The organism is Xenorhabdus sp. Sc-CR9 (assembly GCF_963897815.1).
Classification (GTDB): domain Bacteria; phylum Pseudomonadota; class Gammaproteobacteria; order Enterobacterales; family Enterobacteriaceae; genus Xenorhabdus.
The window spans coordinates 43,187-62,987 of the sequence record NZ_CAWQTY010000244.1; the positions used below are offsets into that span (position 1 = coordinate 43,187).

The 19,801-nt window shown below is 44.4% G+C and carries 7 protein-coding genes; 1 reads left to right on the forward strand and 6 read right to left on the reverse strand.

What is annotated here, in order from left to right:
- Positions 1-71 precede the first annotated feature (71 nt).
- A complete protein-coding gene (rtxA, locus tag AACQ81_RS19485; RefSeq protein ID WP_237385901.1) occupies positions 72-10,676 on the reverse strand; it encodes an MARTX multifunctional-autoprocessing repeats-in-toxin holotoxin RtxA in 10,605 nt (3,534 codons plus the stop codon).
- Positions 10,677-11,666: 990 nt separating this feature from the next.
- Here rtxA and AACQ81_RS19490 point away from each other — a divergent pair.
- The gene (locus AACQ81_RS19490; protein WP_237385902.1) at positions 11,667-12,824 is read left to right on the forward strand and encodes an MFS transporter; all 1,158 of its coding nucleotides are present in this window, start codon (positions 11,667-11,669) and stop codon (positions 12,822-12,824) included.
- 431 nt (positions 12,825-13,255) lie between these two features.
- Here AACQ81_RS19490 and AACQ81_RS19495 read toward each other — a convergent pair whose 3' ends face one another.
- From AACQ81_RS19495 to AACQ81_RS19515, 5 genes are all read right to left on the reverse strand, one after another.
- On the reverse strand, positions 13,256-14,653 hold the full coding sequence (locus AACQ81_RS19495; protein ID WP_237385903.1) for a TolC family outer membrane protein: 1,398 nt from the start codon (positions 14,651-14,653) through the stop codon (positions 13,256-13,258).
- 5 nt (positions 14,654-14,658) lie between these two features.
- Positions 14,659-15,996, reverse strand: coding sequence for an HlyD family type I secretion periplasmic adaptor subunit (locus AACQ81_RS19500; protein ID WP_237385904.1), 1,338 nt, complete (start codon positions 15,994-15,996; stop codon positions 14,659-14,661).
- Positions 15,997-16,047: 51 nt separating this feature from the next.
- Positions 16,048-17,820, reverse strand: a complete 1,773-nt coding sequence (locus tag AACQ81_RS19505) for a type I secretion system permease/ATPase (RefSeq protein ID WP_443089522.1) — start codon at positions 17,818-17,820, stop codon at positions 16,048-16,050.
- Positions 17,821-17,840: 20 nt separating this feature from the next.
- On the reverse strand, positions 17,841-18,173 hold the full coding sequence (locus tag AACQ81_RS19510; RefSeq protein WP_237385906.1) for an AprI/Inh family metalloprotease inhibitor: 333 nt from the start codon (positions 18,171-18,173) through the stop codon (positions 17,841-17,843).
- Positions 18,174-18,357: 184 nt separating this feature from the next.
- On the reverse strand, positions 18,358-19,782 hold the full coding sequence (locus AACQ81_RS19515; RefSeq protein WP_237385907.1) for a serralysin family metalloprotease: 1,425 nt from the start codon (positions 19,780-19,782) through the stop codon (positions 18,358-18,360).
- Positions 19,783-19,801: the final 19 nt, after the last annotated feature.

The window sequence follows — 19,801 nt, forward strand, 5'->3', positions numbered from 1 at the left end:
CCTGTTCTGTGAGCCACTTTTATTCTTATTACAACTTTTTCTTATTTTTTATTTTTATTATAAAGCGTTAATCAGGCAAACTTCCCCTTGCCGATGGTGGTATCTGCCCACGCCATTGCAATAGCGACTTTCGCCTTACTATCCAGATTCGTAATGAAACCATTATCCCCCGCTGTCGGGGCAAAACTGCCCATAGCCTGAATCAAAGAATCAACCGCATTATCTGATAATGCAGTAAATTCTCGCTCTCCTGATGCATCTTTATTACCCATTTGAGCCACTAATTTGGCACGATGACCATTAAAGTAATCATGAAAAGTCACTGAACCCATTGATGCAAATATACTCTGAGCAGTTTTATCCTGAGCAGGACGATTCACTGACAACACCAAATCGTATCCACTGCGCTGGAACCACAGGTTTTGCCAGTCAACACCATTAAAGAGGATCATATCTTCTGCGTTAATATCGCTAATCCGGTTATCAATCACCTCGGTGCTGACCACAAAGCTGTCTGCACCCGCGCCACCCTGGAAGCTGTTCTGATAGCCGCCCAGTACCAGCAGATCCTGCCCCTCTCCGCCGTCAAACTGACTGAACTTCGAAATAGCCGCCGCTATCAGGTGATCATCACCTTCTCCACCGTTAATCACCGCATGGTAGCCCATCAGTTTAACTGTATCATTGCCGGAATAACCGTCGATACGGTTGTCATTACCAAATACTCTGGCAAAGTCATTGCCTTCACCTAAATCAACCCGGTTGTTATTGCCGATAGTCACCGTATAGTCCTGACCTGCTCCAGTATCCACCCGATTGTAGTTACCGGAAGTGACGACGTAATCCTGTCCGTTACCCGCATCAATAAGGCCACCTTCACCAAAGACAAACGTCTGGTCATTACCTTCACCCATAAAGACCTGGTTAATACGTCCGGTCACCACTGCGGTATCATCACCATTTCCGCCAAACATCCAGTTTTCACGCCCCATCAGGACGCCCATATCATTGCCTTCACCACCAGCAAAGATATTAGATGTTCCTAGTGAGTAGTAAACATCATCACCGCGACCACCCCAGAAGTTGTTGTTATCGCCCAGATAGGCACCGAGATCTTTACCATCTCCGCCCCAGTTGAAGTTATAGTTCCCCAGTGACACATGAATATCACCATCCCCTTGCAGATGACCACTGTTACGCAGGAAATCAAACGTTTCCTGCTTCATATTGAGCAGATCCGCTGTCAGGTTTTCTTTTAGGTTAGACACTAACAACTTCATCTCTTGTTGCTTATCTTTGCTAAACATCGTTGCAAACAGGTTAGGTAAATTCAGAGAATTAAAACCAAATGCACGTTCTGCTTTGCTATTAGTTTGAGCGCTATTTCCGTTGATGCTAGCCACATCGCCCTGTTCCTGATTTTCATCAGGCGCTTTCTCTTTCAAACCATGATCTTCCGCAAATGTTCTAACCCCAGCTTCTCCCTCATTGATGCCGGCTTCCAAACTATCCAGCAATTTATCTGGGTTGGTGAAAGCTTCCAGCAATTTATCTGGGTTGGTGAAAGCTTCCAATTGATCACCTCTAAATTTCTTTATTACTTCCAGCATTTCTTTCAGAATAACTTCGCCATCAACTGGCTTACCTGTACGGGAAACAATATGTCCATCTGTGGTGTAGTCCACATCAAAGATATCCGCTAAGGTAGTATCTGCCCCCACTTCCGCCAATCGACCAAGCAGCTTGTTTTTAAGCTGACGCGGCAAATCCTGCGGGTTATAGGTGAAAGTGGTCTTTGCCATACCCGTTACTGAGTACTGCTGGGTCATCAAACCAAACAGTGAACCCAGATTGGTATCCAAAATTGACTGGATATTGTCACCGAACATAAAGTTCCAGTTACCCATCGTAACCTGAATATCAGCTCCACGCCCTCCAACAGCAAAATTGAATGCCAGCTCCGAATTAGCCCGACGGAATTTATTTGCCCGGCTTATTTTGCCCATTTCAATACTATTGTCATTTTTATCTAGCCACTGATTAAATTTCTTATTCAGAGCTAATTCAGCATCATATTTTAAACCACGGCTGCTACGTGCATTTTGCGAATCGAGATCAGTCAGAGTTTTATAATCCACGCTGCTGGTTTGGTCTAAACCAGATATATCACGCACAAACTTCTCCGCACCGGCGATTGTCCATTGCTGATCTTGTGCCGATAACCAATCCTGCTTTTCACCGGAACGGGCAATACCTTTCAATACGCCAGCAACACGGGAAGCACTATCAAATGGATTGACCAACGGTGGCGTTGGGATGGATTTATCCATCATCACAATCAGGTCATTGCTGCGCCCCTGGTTGAAGCTGATGTTACGATTACCGATAAACATCTGCGCCCCTTCAAGCGCCTGATAGCCGCCAATGTCGAAGCTATGTTTGCTATCACCATGACCAATGTGAACCATCACATTGTTGTCACCGAAAGCCAGTGATTTAAAACCACCGGTTCCCGCTTTAATGCCGACGTTCGATGTTCCCCAATTAAGTGCGGTAAACTCTCCGTCACCAACATTCACCTGGATATTACCGGAGTAACTGAGCTGACGATGCGAGTTATCGCTGGTGTTAACCTTTTCACGCTTCTGTGGCTTAATGAAAACTTCAGTGTTATCGGCAATTGCCCCTTTGGTAACTGAATCAGCCTCTGTGTAGCCGACTTTAGAGAAGTTGATATCGCTTTCAGCAATACCATGACGCACCTGTTCTGTATGAGTTATCAATTTATTCTCTGCATTCCAGCTCAATACGATTTTGTTATCAGGCAAGTTGTTAACCCATTGCTTATTTTCGTCACGGGTAAATTTACGGCCTGTTGCATCAACCGCCACTTCGCTACTACGGGCTGAAACATTACTGCGAATACCTTGTTTATCTAACTCAGTCATAAAGTGACGAGCAAAACCATCCCGCTTATTATCACTAATCAGTGAACAGCCCACCATACTGATGTGATCGGGTTTGCTGATGGCCTTTTCGCCCAGCTTAGCATTCTGATAAAACTGCGTTAATTTCGTCGCCAATTCATCAGCTCTGTAACCACTCAGACGAATGTTATTCTGCTCTGACGTATCACGACCATGACCGACAACCTGCCAGCGTAATTTGTTGGATAATTTAGACAGATCGCCATAAACAACACGATATTTACCGTTAGCGTCGAGTTGAATAACCACGCTGGAATCCGGGTGTTTACCCGCCAGATTAGCGGCTGCTCTGGCAGCTATCGGGTCATCTTCCATCTGAAGAATAATCTGACCCTCAAAACGCGTTTCGCGACCATCAACCTGTGGCACTACGTCCACCGTTTGCCAGCCATCAACTGGCTTATTCAGATGACTATCGTCGATAATCGTCGGCTCTATCCCTTTATTTTTGCCAGATAACCCGTCTAAGTCTTCCACGGCAGGACGGCTTTGCGGTTTTACCACCGCATACTTTTGAGAAAACGCCTGAGTTTCTTTAAAAGCATTATCCAGCGCCTGATTTACCCACACCTTGCCCGATTCCCCGGCAATATCTGCCAGATCCTGATAATTAGCGGTATAGCTGTTCAGTACCTGCTGACGCTCATCACCCGTTGCCTGTAATGCCTGGTAAACCGCCAGACTTTCGTTGACAGAGTGACCACCATCAAATACCAAAAATGCCAGTGTATTAAGATAACTCTGCCCGGTTGGGAAGTCAGGTTGCTTGCTAGCAATATAGTCATTGAGGTGAACCATGATATTGGTTGAACCAGATGCGCCTGTCACCACAGACTGGCCTTGCGCTAATGCATTACGCTCAAATGTAGTTTCGCGTCCGGGGGTCAAGATCCGACCTGCTGCGACCTTTCGGCCATACAAAAAGTCGTCATGTTTATTATTCGCAGGTTGGTAGGGCAGCGCCGTGCCATAATCATTGGTCTGCTTTTCCGTAATAACGACTTTGTGCGTAACATCAGTCCCGGTAGTCAGATCAGTACTGGTTGAACGGGCTTTAGTGATCACATTCTGATAGAAAGTATCCCCTTTTCTCTTCCAGTCAGCACTATCCATTCCCATTCCCGGTGTAGTCGCCATTTTTACCGCCAGAAACGGCACCTTAATCACAGAAAAACCATCATCAACCTTAGTCATCATGGTCTTGAAATTGGCAAAAGTCGGATCGTCCAGGAATGTCGTTATCTCAGGCACCCTGCTGAACCAAGGGCGAAAATCCTTATCAATCGACTTGGCAAAAGATTGCATCTTGCTGGCAATTTTCTGGTCACGTTCAGCACCTTCGGGATAAAAACCACTTATCCACTTATCAAAGTCCTGTACCAGGAAGTTACCTGTTTGTTTAGCGGTATCTTTCGCCTCCGGTGATGCCGTATTCACCAGTTCATAAGCCAGTTCAGAATCAAAATGACGGCCAAATAGGTTATCAATATATTGTCCGGTGGCCTTCTCTTTGTTGGCATCAGCCAACAGCTGTTGAGTCAGCGTGTGTAACTCAGGATGCATTCGCAACTGGGTAACAGCATCCTTAAATAATTCTTTGGTTTTTTCATTTGTTACTTGCCCGGTAAGCCAAAGTTCTCTGGCGCGTTCAATCAAAGGCTTACCTTCTGGGATAGCTTCTTGTTGTAATCGGCTGACGAAAACGATAAGACTTTCGCTTTCGGTCTTAGGTGCATCCCGCTCCGCGGTGGAGTTAATCTGGGTTAATGGCTTAATTTGCAAATCAATGAGACGATTAATTTCGCTTTGCTCAATATCGCCTTTCATGCCCACCACACGCCCGAAACCGTCAAAGGATACCTGCTGACCAAACTGTGGTACTTGCTCAGGTGGTACAGTGATACCCAAAATTCCGGCTGACTCAGCTCTCTGGGCCTGAATGTGAGCAACCAGCTCACCCATCTCAAAACGTAAGCTTTTCACCAGCTTACTACGCTGAGCGAATTCTTTGGGGTCATGCTGCTGCCAATGAGCTAACGCGTTCTCAAGCTGCAATACATGCTGTTCATCGGGCCGTTCGACGGTACGGTTAAAAACCTCACGTACGGCCACCAGCGCCTTACTAGGCAGATCGGTATTTATCGAACCAAGATGTCTTTTAGTAGAATCAATAAACCGTTTGGCTCCCTTACTCAGTAAGACAAGCTCCAATTTTTTGAGTACAGAATAGTTATTTCCCCCTAATCCTTGCAGATCAATACCCGAAATTGTTGGCGCTTTTCTGATTAACTCTCTGGGTTTATTTGAGGCTGGCACCATAATGCTATCGGATGATTTCTCGGCAAACATTGAAATAATCGAAGCACCCGTATTTTCTGAACGGATACCCTTGTTGAACTGTAGCCGATTGACTGCCTGTTGCGCGTTATTCAAGGCGGCCAAATCTTCTTGTGTTAGTGCAAGACCTTCACTGATCCAACCGTCAGATTCCGTTTTCGATGCAGGATTGATATGACTCTTCGATTTCGCCACTTCAACCGATTTATAAGATTTTCCAGACAAACCACTGCCAGTTGCCCCGATACGTTCTGGTTTAGCATCATCAGCCTGTTTCGCACCTTTTGCATTATCCTGCGCCTGTGCCGCTTTATCTTTCGCCGTTGTACTATCACTTTCACCACGCTGTTTCGCCTTTTCATACGCGGTATTGGCGTCACTCTCTGCTTTTTTGGCCCGTTGCTTCTGTAATAGTGCCTCTTCTTTTCTTAACTCTGCTTTTTGCTTAGCGTCTGCAATATCTTTGTCTGCACCATCTATATTTTCAAAACTGTTTCCTAAACCTGCCTCTGATTTCTTCAGGGCTGTTTTTATTACTTCTCGTTTATTAATAACATGCTGCCATGCATCAGCCAATTTTTCCTGTACAGTCAGTTTGGCATTATTTAATCTATATTTCTGTGTGCGATCCAGATATCCAACAGCAAACCGATGACGCCACTCATCACCTGATTTGCCATCATAATTTCCATAGTTATTAAGTGCATCCATACCTTGAGTCATGGAGAATAGTTCTTGTGTGACCATTCTGGACTCTTCACTTATTGCATCACGCTGTACTTGCCCATTCTTATTCAGCGCATCTTGATTGGTTGATTCTAATTGGGATTGTGATTTTGAAATTGTTTTAAGCTGTTTATCTTGCTCTTGTTCCAGGAGCTGACGATTCATCTCAGCTTTTTCTTTATCGTTTAACGCATTTTGCGCGGCTTTATCCTGCTTCACATGCCTGATAACCGCATCAGCTTGTGGTGATGCCTGATCCTGAGCTGAACCAACATTATCTCCAATCTGCAAGACATTCTGAATAACCTCAGAATCAGGCGTTTCTACCGGGGTTATTGCGCCACTCAAGTTGTTCGCCAGATCCGAACTCACTTCATCAATTTTATCCATCTGGAAGCCATCAATGGCGGAAACTTCGGTTAAATTAATCGCTCCTCTACCTTTATTGAGTCCAGAAGTATTAGACTCATTACCATGGATCAGATAATTAATCGCCTGGCTACCTTCCACATTTAATACAGTTTGTTTAATACTCTCAAACAGAGAAGAGAGATGACTACTTTGTGTGTTGCTCTCTGCAATAGAAAGACTGTAAAAATCACCATTACCAATCTTAATCGCCACATTATTGCGTGCATAGGAGGCATTGATCCCCAGACCATCACCAATATGAATATTGGCATTGCCTTTGCCTTTCATGATCGCAACATTGAGACCATTGCCGACTTTAGTATTAACGTTATATTCACCCCACACCGCGTTGACTGAAACTCCGTCACCTACTTTAGTATTCACATTAAAGTCGCCATGCGTCGCAGTCACGCTTAAACCATTCCCCACCGTGGTGGTGATATTAGCTTTACCCTTTGCCGCAGTAACCTGCATACCATCACCGACTTTGGTGACAATATTGCCTTTACTCCACAAGGCGTTAAAGCTGTCACCGTTACCAATTTGAGTCACAACGTTGGCATCAGCTTTGGCGAGTACCACATTATTCCCGTCGCCTACCTTAGTAATGACATTAGCATTGCCCCAGGCTCCCGTGTAATCATCACCGTTACCAATATGGGTGATAATGTTGGCATCTCCCTGGACTACCGTAACTTCTCGCATTCCTCCCACTTTGGTAATGATATTGGCTTTACCTTTCGCGAAATTGTAACGGTCGCCCTGACCAACATGAGTCAGGACATTAGCCTCACCCCAGACGGCGTTAATACCAGTGCCATTCCCCACCTTGGTAATGATATTAGCTTTACCTGTAGCGAAACCAATAGTTGTACCATCACCAACGTGTGTCATGATGTTACCCACATCAGAAATAAGCAGGCCGACCGTCGTACCTTTACCCACTTTGGTCAGAATATTGTCTTGACCTAATAGCACAGCAGCCGTCGTTGATGATCCCACATGAGTGACAACATTAGCCTCAGCCGCTGCCACAACCCCCATAAAACCATCACCCACTTTGGTGACAATATTGGCTTTACCCAGTGCCAGTACGCCTGTTAAGCCTTCACCGGAATGCGTCATGATATTAGCTTCACCAAACATTGCCGCCAGCGTTGTACCATCACCGACTCTGGTCATCACGTTCAACTCACCGGCAAACAAACCAATACTTGTCCCATTACCATCGTGAGTATAGATATTGGCATTCCCCACCATTAAGCCGACAGTCAAATCATTACCCACTTTCGTCAGGATATTGGCTTCCCCGATCATAGCGGCAAATGTCTGGCCATTACCGACATGGGTCATCACATTGGCTTCGCCTATCATTGCTGCCAGCGTCATGCCGTTACCCACTTTGGTTGCAACATTACCCTCCGCCAGCATCAGGGCAACACTCATTCCATCCCCAACGTGGGTAAACCCATTGCCTTCGGCTACCATCAGAGCCAGCGCTTTACCATCCCCCACTTTGGTAAAGATATTACCCAGACCGCCCATCAACGCCCATGCATCACCGCTGCCAACATGGGTAAATATATTGCCAGCACCAATCATGGCCGCAATTGTGGTTCCATTCCCCACTTTAGTAAAGATGTTACCTGCTGCCCCCATGACCCCCAGTGTCTGACCGGCACCGATATGGGTCAGCACATTACCAATTCCAAGCATAATGCCCGTAGTGTCACCATCGCCTACTTTGGTCAGGATATTGGCACCACCCAACATCACACCCTGCGTACTACCGTTACCAATGTGAGTAAGAACATTCGTACCACCGCCCATCACCGCAACAGCATCACCTCTCCCTTTTTTGGTCAGGATATTAGCACCGCCCAGCGCAATTGCTGTGGTATCTGATATTTCATTATCACCCGAAATATGCGTGATAATGTTGGCCCCACCGAGCATACCGGAAACCAGATGACCTGCTGCAAGCTTGGTCAGTACATTGGCCCCTCCCACCAATACCGAAGAGACTTTTCCTTTACCTTTCTGGGTCATGACGTTAAAACCGCCCGCCCCTAACCAGTCCGCGCTGCCATCACCTATTTGGGTGTGAGTGTTGTATCCCCCCAACATGATAACCCGGCTGTCACCATTACCCTGGTGGATTGAGATATTGCCAACTGCCAGAAGATGAGCCAGATACCGCCCATCACCGACACGCACCAGCACATTTGCCGCACCATCGGCGTCAACATCCATTTCCCCATTCCGGCCTTGGTGAACAAGTACATTCGCCAAACCTGCACCACGGAATGTCAAATTGCCATCTTCGCCACTTTTTTCGATGATATTGGCAGCACCTGCGCCTGCAAAATGCGTATTACCGAATCTCGAGCTATGAAGAATGACATTAGCAATCCCATCACCTTCAAAATTAACATGGCCATGTATCACACTGGATTTAATAACGTTTCCACCACCCATACCTCTAAAATTAACATCACCGGTACTATCACCAATGTTTGTAGATGACTTCACCAGTTCCTGATGACTATCTTCTTCAATATGTTCTAAACGCTCAGAGACACGACGTACAGTATTGGCCTGATATTTAATGTTAGTTAGTGAATATCCCCCCACTTCCATCGAGCTATAACCATTTGCGATTGAAAAATCTTCATTGGCCAAATCACCGGTATGGTCGCCTGCTTTGTACCATGCACTGGCATAATATTTCAGCTCTCCGGTTTTAGGCTCATTTTTCAACTCTACCATGACCACTTTGGTATATGACTCGACATATTTAGCATAGACATAAGCATTTGATCGACGATTCGATTTCACCGCTGAAACATCCAATACCAAATTACCAGAATGAATTGAACGCCCATGCATTTTTGCATCAATCAATGTGATATCTTCTGCTTTAGCGGTGGTTCCGCTGGCATAAGTCACCCATTGATTTTCCTGCAAATCTTCTTCAACAGTATGTTGAATAGTAATGGGTTGATAATGCTCAAAGATTAAATTAGAAAGACGATAATCATTATCATTGCTTATATAATCAAATCCATTCTCTAAAGAGATATTTTTCGTAGCAAGATTTTTGAGTTGATTACCATTTTTACGCCATGAAGTAGCGTAATAACTAAGTTTATTGGTTTCAGGATCATTTCTCAGCTGAACTTTACTGATCTTAGTATACATTTCATCAGCAAATGCAAAGAGATAAGTATTAGGCTCAGTAGTTGATTTAATGCCTGTCACTTGCTGGGGCTGACTGACTCCCATCTTCGCCGTTGTTAATACAATGTCTTTAGCTTTAGCATATTCCAAAGCTTTATCATACGAATCGCTATCTTCACCTATTCTTGATATTTCATTGTAACCACCGGCACCGGAGAAACTGATATTACCATGAGCTATATCAGAATAAATTCGGTTATAACCACCTGCGCCTTCAAATTCGATATTACCGCGAGTCTGCTCATATTTATCTTTACTTTCTCGCAAACGTTCAATGCGGTTTGATGCTCCTGCACCATGTAAGATAATATTTCCTTCTCTCCCTTTACGGATAATGTGGTTATCAATCCCTGCACCTGTGAAATCAATATTACCGCTTTCGACCCGTGAACTGATGCTATTTGCGGCACCCCCGCCAACAAATTTCACATCCCCGTGGCTTTTCTCATAGTGCTCATGCCAGTCACGGTCAATTTTGTTGCCAGCACCGGCTCCGGTAAAGTTTAAATCACCCTGATGAGTTCCATGCCATAACTCGTTATAACCGCCGACACCTTTAAACGTCACATCACCGGATTGCCCTTTACGACTCATGTGGTTATAAGCAGCAGCGCCGGCGAAATCCAGGTTACCACGACTACCTCGGTGATCCATAGAAACACCGCCTGCCGCGCCAGCAAATGAAATATTCCCATTACCGTTTTTATCAATACTTGCGTAACCTACGGCGCCACGTACATTCAGATCACCGTCAATACTCACTATTTTTAAATATCCGGCAGTACCATTTATAGTCTTATCGCCAGACTTGGCATAGATTGTTGACCTTAGCGAACCAACAGTAATATGATCATTTCCTCCTTCAGCATTAATAACTCCCTCTCTCCCAACAGCGACAATATTATTACTACCATCATCATCTTGATATTTACCGGTAAAGTAATATTCTGCACTGCGGTATAATGATATCCCCATAAACAAATCCTTAATTTAGTTGAAGTTAAATAGAAAACTACTACATCTGGCGGATATAGCAGTTGCCTTGAGAATCTAATGTCCCGTGAACGATACAAACCCTCTGGACTTTCCACGGAAAAAAAACAATGACAGCAATCAATCAGATATTCTTTTATATAATCTGTTCTAATTCAGGCTGATTGCTGTTTTCAGTCATTTTCCGGGCTATTACTTTTCTAAATAATGAAATAAAGAGAAAAATTTCCTCGTTATAACTGATATCAGAGATTATTTATTCGAATTTTTTAAACATATTTCATCCATAAAAAGAAATTTATTAACAAATACAACAAAATACACAAGGAAAAAAACATTAAGCTCAGAGGCATAATGAGCTTATATATCTATAAGTGTGGTTAAATGAATAAGTGGAATGAAATAATATAGGGCAAAAACTCAAAATCAATATTTACACACCAGAAAGTCCTTTTACCCCCCATATATTGCCCCATATCCCCCACATTGATGTTCAAAATGCAATAATACAGTAAAAACTATTAACATTTTTACATCAAAAATACAGGGAAATTTAACTTACTTATCTAAATAGCTTGTCAAAATGGTAAGACTATCAAAGAAACCCGACCCTAAATTTGCGAAATTTTGGTCACGTATTCAAAGCGTGTATTGTGAATTTCATTGCATGCATCCAATGCTGATGAACACATATAAATTGCAGAAAAACTTTAATGGTAAAATTTTTCTGCAATCACAGCTTTCAACACATTAAATACATGACCATAAATTTAATCTAAATTTTATATAAAAACCATTTTTCAGTATAAATTAATTTCGATAAAATAAAATTACGACGCATGGAAATAACAATAACATACTATTAAAATAATAATATTACCAAATTGGTATTTATTGTAGTTGATAGTGTTGAAAGCATTTTCAAAGTAGTTTAACGTTTCATGTTTTATATGAATCTATCTAGGAATATTTATGAAACATAAGAATGTTATGTTATTGCTTGTCCTGGCTATTGCTGTCTTTGGGGTTATTACCACTGAGGTAGCAGTAATCGGCCTATTACCACAATTAGGGTCACAACTTCACGTTACACCTACACAAGTCGGTTTTCTTGTCAGTATTTATGCTATCATTGTTGCCATAACCGGACCATTCATTACATTACTACTATCGCGATATAATAAAAAGTATATCCTTCTTACAATTATTCTTATATTTGTTATATCTAATCTTATCTATGCCACAACAAGTAGCTTTAATTTAATCCTGTTCTTTAGAATATTGCCAGCACTATTTCATGCTACTTTCTTTGCGGTGGCACTCGTCGTCGCTGCCAATTCAGTAGTTAAAGAGAAAAGCCCAAGAGCAGTGGCGAAAGTTTTCGCCGGGGTTGCTATAGGATTAGTGTTAGGTATGCCGGTAAGCTCGTTTATTGCAGAACATTTATCATTAAGTGCTGCATTTTATTTTGGTTCAATATCTTGTTTACTTGCTTTTATAGGTATTTTGTTTTTTGTTCCCTCTTCTATCTCTACAGAAAAGGTTAACTTTTCCAGCCAATTAATTATATTACGCAATGGGAAATTATGGTTAACAATTGTTACAGTAACGGCTATATTCTCTGCAATGTTTGCAAATTTTAGCTATATCGCAGATTACCTTTCTAAAATCACACGTCTTGATAATGACTCCATTAGTATATTTCTCGTTTTGTTTGGTATTAGCGGAATATTTGGTAATTTTATTTTCAGCATCTTTCTACAAAAAAATGCTATAAAAACAACAAAGGCATATCCTATCCTGTTAACTTTATTGTATATTTTTATTTGGATTCTGGGTTTTTCCCCAATAGCTATATTGATATTAATTTTTTTTTGGGGAGCGTTACATACAGCGGGACTCGTTATCAGCCAAACATGGCTTATGAAAGAAGCCAATGAAGCACCTGAGTTTGCCAATAGTCTGTATATATCGTTTTCAAATTTAGGAATTACAGTAGGTGCTATGGTAGGTGGGTGGGGAATATCTTATTTAGGTGTTCATTCCGTTGTTCTTATTAGTATAATATTTACCGTTATAGCATTTTTAAGCATCTATCTTAAGAATAAAATCGATAATAATATTGGTTAGACTCTGGATAATAATGAGGATAATGTTCAACGAATCGAGTAGGGTGAAACGTTATCCTATTCTGCCAAGATAGGTTGAAGTGATGTGATGGAGCCTTGCCAGAATGTTCACTATTGGGGAAGAGCGCTACAAACTATAGGCTATGAAATCAGGCTTATCCCGACTCAGCATGTCAAGGCGCTCTGTAACCCTCCTCTCTACGCCGCCTGTTCCATTCGCTGCAGGAAGATATGCAGCGGTTTGATGCCCGCATTCACAAAATAGATAAAAACTCATTGCCATAGTCTTTCAAGATGCAGTTTTATTGGCTGCATCTTGAAATCTGTTTCAAATAACGCGTTGAAAATGTATAACACGTGATACCCATTTCCAGATGAATCTTGCGAGAAAACGCAACGAAGAATGATAAATAGTGTCACACGTTAATCATTTCAGCCAAAATAGCCAGTAATCAAATTAATATGTTCACTATTTAATTGGCCTGACTCACTCAACAAGCCTATCCATGCTTTCATATAGTCATATTTCGCCTGAGACAGTTCACGGCGGACGGTATAGAGTTGCTGTTCTGCATTCAAAATATCAACATTCACCCGCTGCCCCAACGCGACACTTTTCTGGGTTGCCTCCACTTGTAATTCAGCAGCTTCCAGAGCGTTTTCATAGGCCCGTATCCGCTTCTCACCATTCATGCAGGCGTTATAATGGCGGCGAAGCGTATTTAATATCTCGCCCGTCTGGGCATCCATCTCATATTTAGTCTTGCCATAATTCGCTGTTGACTGACGCAGGGCAGCCGAGGTTCCACCGCCATTGTAAAGGTTCATTGAGATACGTAAGCCAACAGAATCTGTCCGGTATTCTTGATCGATACTGTTATCACTGCCGGATTTATTTTTGCTATGGGAAGCGTATAGTTCCAGTTTAGGCAGAAATCCCGCCCGGTTGCTCTCAATATCCTGATACGCCACATCCACTTTCTGCCGTGCAGCCGCCAGCTGGGGGTTATGCCGCAACGCCCGTTGTTCCCAATCCGCATACTGTTCTGCATCCAGTTTGATGATTTTGAACTTGGGGACGTTGGACAGGCGATTAATCGGTAAGTCTGCCGGCAATGATATGCCAACTAATAACTGTAAGCCGCGGATGGCGGCATCCAGTTCATCCTGTACGATTAACTCATCTGCCAACACTTGGCTATAACGGGCCTGAGTTTCGGCTACATCCGTGCGAGTACCTTCCCCAGAAATAAACAATTTCTGATTGCGCACCAATTGTTCTTCATAAACAACCCTCTGCTGGGTAACTTGCTCCAACCTGTCTTGCGCATAAGCCACCGCCACATAGCTGTTGACAACCCTGCCCGCCAATTGCTGACTATCTGAGCGAAAACGGGCATCACTCATCAATGCATAGGCCTGACGGGTACGGTAACGTGCCCAAGCTTCGAAATCGATTAATGGCTGGGTCAGAAGCACCGTACTGTTGTAACTACGATATTGCCGGTTGCGGCTCTCTTTGGTGTTCCTGCCCCGTGGATCGACAGCATGAGATACCATCTTCTGCCCATTCTTCGGCGCATTCTGATAACTGAATGATAATCTGGGCAATAACTCCGCCAACCCAAGATTTTTCTCCTCCTGCCCCGCTTCCTGCGCTTTAATGGCAGCCTGAAAGGTGGGATCGTGCTGTAAAGCCAACGCATAAGCCTCTGTCAAGGAGAGCGCCCTGGCAAAACCAGCAAAGATGGATGTCCCCATTAATAACAGAGTCAAACATAGAGGCAGTAACAAAGTGCGCCCATGGGTAATTCCGTGATACCTCAACATCGCCCTTACTCCTCAATCAGTGACGTGGATGCCCTGTCCACCAACGGCTTGAACAGATAACTCAGCAGAGAGCGTGAACCGGTTTTGACGAATACCTCAACGGGCATGCCTGGTTTAATATTCAATCCCGCCAGTTTTTCCATGCCTTCCTGCGTAACTCTTAATCGCATCTGATAATAAGGCTCCCTTGTGATGCCATCCACCAAACGGTCGGCGGAAACCACCGCCACTTTCCCCGTGACTTTCGGCGTCCGGCTCTGATTGAAAGCCGTAAACATCAAATCTACCTCCTGCCCCACGGCAACCTTGTCAATCAGACTCACCATCAGTCGTGTCTCCACTTCAAGCGCACTTTGGGCGGGTAGAATTTCCATTAGCTTTTCACCGGAAGCGACCACCCCACCTTGGGTAAACACGGTTAACCCGACTACCACCCCCTCTACCGGGGCAATAATGGCAGTGTGCGACAGATCGAATTGCGCTGTTTCCAGCTTATTTTTCAACTCATTCGCCAGTACCTGCACATCCGACAGTCGGCTGCGCACTTCACGCTGATAATCTGCCTGACGCTGGATCACCCGCTGTTGTGTTTCCTGTCGCTGCTTTTCAAGCTGTCCCATTCGTCCCGCCATTTCAGCCATGCCGCCACTTAATTCACTTTGGCTGCGCAGCAACTCCAGATAACGGTTACGGGGAAAATAGCCCTCTTCCGTCAGGGGACGCAAATTCGTCATCTGCTCTTTGAGCGAATCCTGTTGCTGCTGTTTGCTCACCAGCGCTGCCCGCAGCCCTTTGATCTGGAAATTCAGCCCCTCTTCAGCCTGATGCATTCCGGCCAGATCACTGCGCAACATTTCACGACGTGATAAAAAGAGCTGTTTCTGCAACGCCAAAATATCGTGAATACGGGGTTCTGATTGTTCAGTCAGCAATGTGGAAGGAAACACGATCACCTCCAGTCCCTGTTGTTCTGCCAGCAATCGCGCTTCCGTCGCACGTGTGGTGTACAGTTGCTGTTTGAGGGAATCAATCTGTGCATTGACCTGCACCTGACTCAGCTGAACCAAAACCTGACCAGCCTTGACCTGTTGCCCCTCTTTTACCTGAATTTGCCGGATAATCCCATTAACAGGAGACTGAACTGTTTTACGGTTACCATCCACGACGACCATCCCCGAAGAAGCCACGCCTTTATCCAGTGGTGCCAACGACGCCCAAATGAGAAATCCCAAAATGCCAATGCCAATAATCAGCCAGCCGGTTCGCAGGTAACGATTCGCATCCAGCGGCAATAATCCCGATGCCTCTTGTTGGGCATCTTCTGCGTTGTTCTGATAAGACATATTTACTCCCGGATAGCCATATCCCAAGAATTACAATAGGGTTGAATCATGTTACGACGCACGTTCGGTCACTTTTAGCGGTGACTGTGGTTGTGACGAAACCTGAGATTGAGACAGCGCCGCCATGACTTGCTGGGAAGGACCAAACAGCTTCATTTTTCCCTGAACCAGCAGCAAAATTTTGTTCGTCTGCGACAGCAATGTCGGCCGATGAGTAACGACGATGATGGTTTTACCTTGCTCCCGCAATTGCGTAATCGCATGACTGAGTGCTTTTTCACCCATATCATCCAGATTCGAGTTAGGTTCATCCAATACCACCAGCGACGGGTTGCCGTACAAAGCGCGGGCCAGACCGATTCGCTGCTTTTGTCCGCCCGATAGCCCCATTCCCCCCGCTCCAATCAGCGTGTCATAACCCTGCTCAAGATTGAGCACTAATTCATGGACACCCGCTTTTTGCGCTGCCTCAATGACTTTCTCAGGATCAACATCACTAAAACGGGCGATGTTCTCTGCAATTGTGCCACCAAACAGCTCAATGTCCTGCGGCAGATAGCCGATAAATGCCCCCAATTCATCTTTGTTCCACTGGTAAATATCAGCATCATCAAGCCGTACCACACCTTCCTGCGCAGGCCAAATGCCTACCAGCAAACGTGCCAGAGTGGATTTCCCCGACGCACTGGGACCAATCACGCCCAGAACATCACCAGAATTCAGGGCAATGCTGATATCCTGTAAAACATACTGGGGATTTTGTGCCACTCCGTTTTGTGAGGCTTGTAAGACCCGAGTCTTACGCGGTGGGATTGCTGACACTTTCTCCAACCGCAATTCCCCTTTTGGCGCTGGCAATGACATTCCACTTCTGCGCTCTGGCTGTGCTTCCAGTAACGTGCTTAACCGCTGCCATGATAAACGGGCCGCACTCAGGCTCTTCCAGGCCTGTATCAACTGCTCAATCGGGGATAACGCTCTCCCCATCAAAATAGAGCCGGCAATCATCATGCCCGGTGTGATATTTCCCCCAATCGCCAGCCATCCCCCCAATCCCAGAATCAACGATTGCAGAGCCATGCGGACAGTTTTAGTTATGGCAGTGATCGATGCAGATCGCTCACTGGCGATACGCTGAAAATGAAGAAAGCGTTTATGTAAATCAAACCAACGACGACGCAATGTCGGTAACATGCCAAGCGCTTCAATCACTTCCGCATTGCGCAAATTAGTGCTGGCCAAATGAGTGGAACGTAAAGAAAGGTTACTGGCTTCAGCCAAGGGCGCTTGAGATAACCACTGATTCAATACCGCCAGCGTGATCAAAATGATCGCCCCTGTCAGCGCCAATAAACCCAGATACGGGCTGAACAGGAAAATGACACAGAGATAGACAGGGAACCAAGGGGCATCAAAAAAGGCAAACAGAGCATTGCCTGTCAGAAACTGACGGATAGTCGCCAAATCATTGAGCATCTGCCCGGCATCTGTTGAACCGCTTTTTAAGTTGGATTCATACGAAGCAGTATAAACCCGCTGGTTCAGGCACATATCAAACTGACTGCCAATGCGGATCACGACCTGACTCCGGATATATTCCAGCCCGCCCATGATGGCAAGCATTCCCAGAGTGATAAACGTGAGCATCAACAGAGTCATTTCATTGCTGGATGGCAACACCCGATCATATACCTGCAACATATAAACAGAAGGAACCAACATCAGCATATTAATGAATGCCGTAAATAATCCAAGAGTCCAGAAAACCCTGCTGCGGGCACGGATAACATCCGTGATTTCATCCTTCGGAAAATGTAGTTTCACAGCCATCCCTTTATCATGTTTTACTTCGTTACTGCCTTCGCAGTACCACTAAATGTCATGACCAGTTCCTTGCCATCAACAAAGTAAGCGATCCACTGTTCCGATTCATGGCTAAAAAAGGCCAGACTATTACCATCATCATCGGTTAATGCGATGCCATCAGGAGACGGATACCATCCTTCAACAGGCTGTCCAATCAATTCAGTCACACAAGAATCACCTTTCACAGCCCAAATTGAACCTTCAGGCAGACGGCTATCAGTCAATTCAATACTGCACAGCTTATTCCCATCGGAGAGTTGCCATAATCCTTTCAACTCATCGGCTGCTGGAAGTCTCAAACTACTAGCCATACATCCTCCTACAAAAAAGAGAGACAAAATTATCGATAAACTCAATTTCGGAAAAAGTGATGAAAGGGAATTAAAGAAAACAGGCAATAAACTTCGATATTTATATAACATGGTTACCTCCTTTCCATAATACTGCCGCACACTTGGAGGCATACGGCAGTATTTCGTTATTGTGATGAACTCATCAGACGATGAAATCTGCCTCAGTTAACGGTTGCCCGATCACTTTCACCAGAAAATCATTGCCAGAAAGATCACCACCGAGGCTGATCTCCAAATCAGTTACATCATTCTCTTCATCATAAGTGAACAGTACTTCGCCCGCTTTACCTGAGAACGCATCCACGAATTTGATATCGCCGGTGCCGCCGAAATTGAATTCAGACAGATCAATCTTGTCTTCACCAGAGATAAAGTCATGAATCCAGTCTGGGTTATCTTTCAATGACTCTTGTCCACTCAGATAAACAAATGTATCGTTGCCTTCACCACCCCACAAATGATCACCGCCGAGGCCACCATAAATGATGTCATCACCTGCGCCGCCTTTCAGAATGTTATCAGCGCTGTTACCCACCAGAATGTCGTCCCCACTGCCGCCGATCGCGTTTTCAATCACAACGCCACGAGCGATGGAAACATTGCCTTTCAAGCCGCCAACATCAGAGAAAGCGCCTTCATTCAGATTAATACGCTGATTTTGAGTAAAGCCGGAGAAATCAAAAGTATCTTCACCGCCGGCATCCCAGACACTGAAAATGAGTTTGCTGTTGGCATCGGTAGCGGTCATGAAATCGCGATCGGTATTGGAATTGAAACCGTACACGGTATCACCCTTGCGAGTTTCCATATTCGCGCCATACAACTCCTGAATGGCGGAAATATCATTCAGCAAAGGTGCCGATGAATAACCAGATTTGAAATCTTGGCCCGTGACTTTTTCACCAAAGTAACTCATGACGGTATAGGCACGGGAATCTTCGAAATATTCCGCTTTATTGGCATAACTCGGACGAACCTTATCAGAAGCGTCATAGTCGGCAGGATGTTCCAGTCCTAATCCATGTCCAATTTCATGAGTGAATGTCTGACGGATATAACCATTCACATCAATATCATTGTTTACAAAAGTATGGTTTTTCGCATGATACCAAGTATAAACTGTTTGCTGACCCTGTGGCAGAACTGCAAATGCATAATCATCGTTGAGGCTATAATCAAAGAAACCAAAAATGACATTGGCCTTATCAAGGCTCCCTTCGGTAAATTTAATATTGGCAACATCAGACCAAGATTGTAAAGAAAGTTTCGCGGCTTCTTTGTGCTCTTCATTAAAAGCACTGAAACCGGCAATCTTGAAGTAGGGCATGAACAGTGGTTCTGATTCCATGAAGTTATACGATAATTCTAATGTTCCAGAAGAATTAACGTATTTATTGCCCCATTTATAGTGACCACGCACAAGCTTATCCGGCGCTTCATCTGCGGCTGGCTCATGTACAACAAAAATATTAGGATCAGAATTTGGAACGTAAGCGTTGAGTAATGAATTGACATCCTGAACTGAATCAGATAACCCCATATAGGTATATTTTTTCTTTGAGGCCATATAAATCTCCTATGAAAAT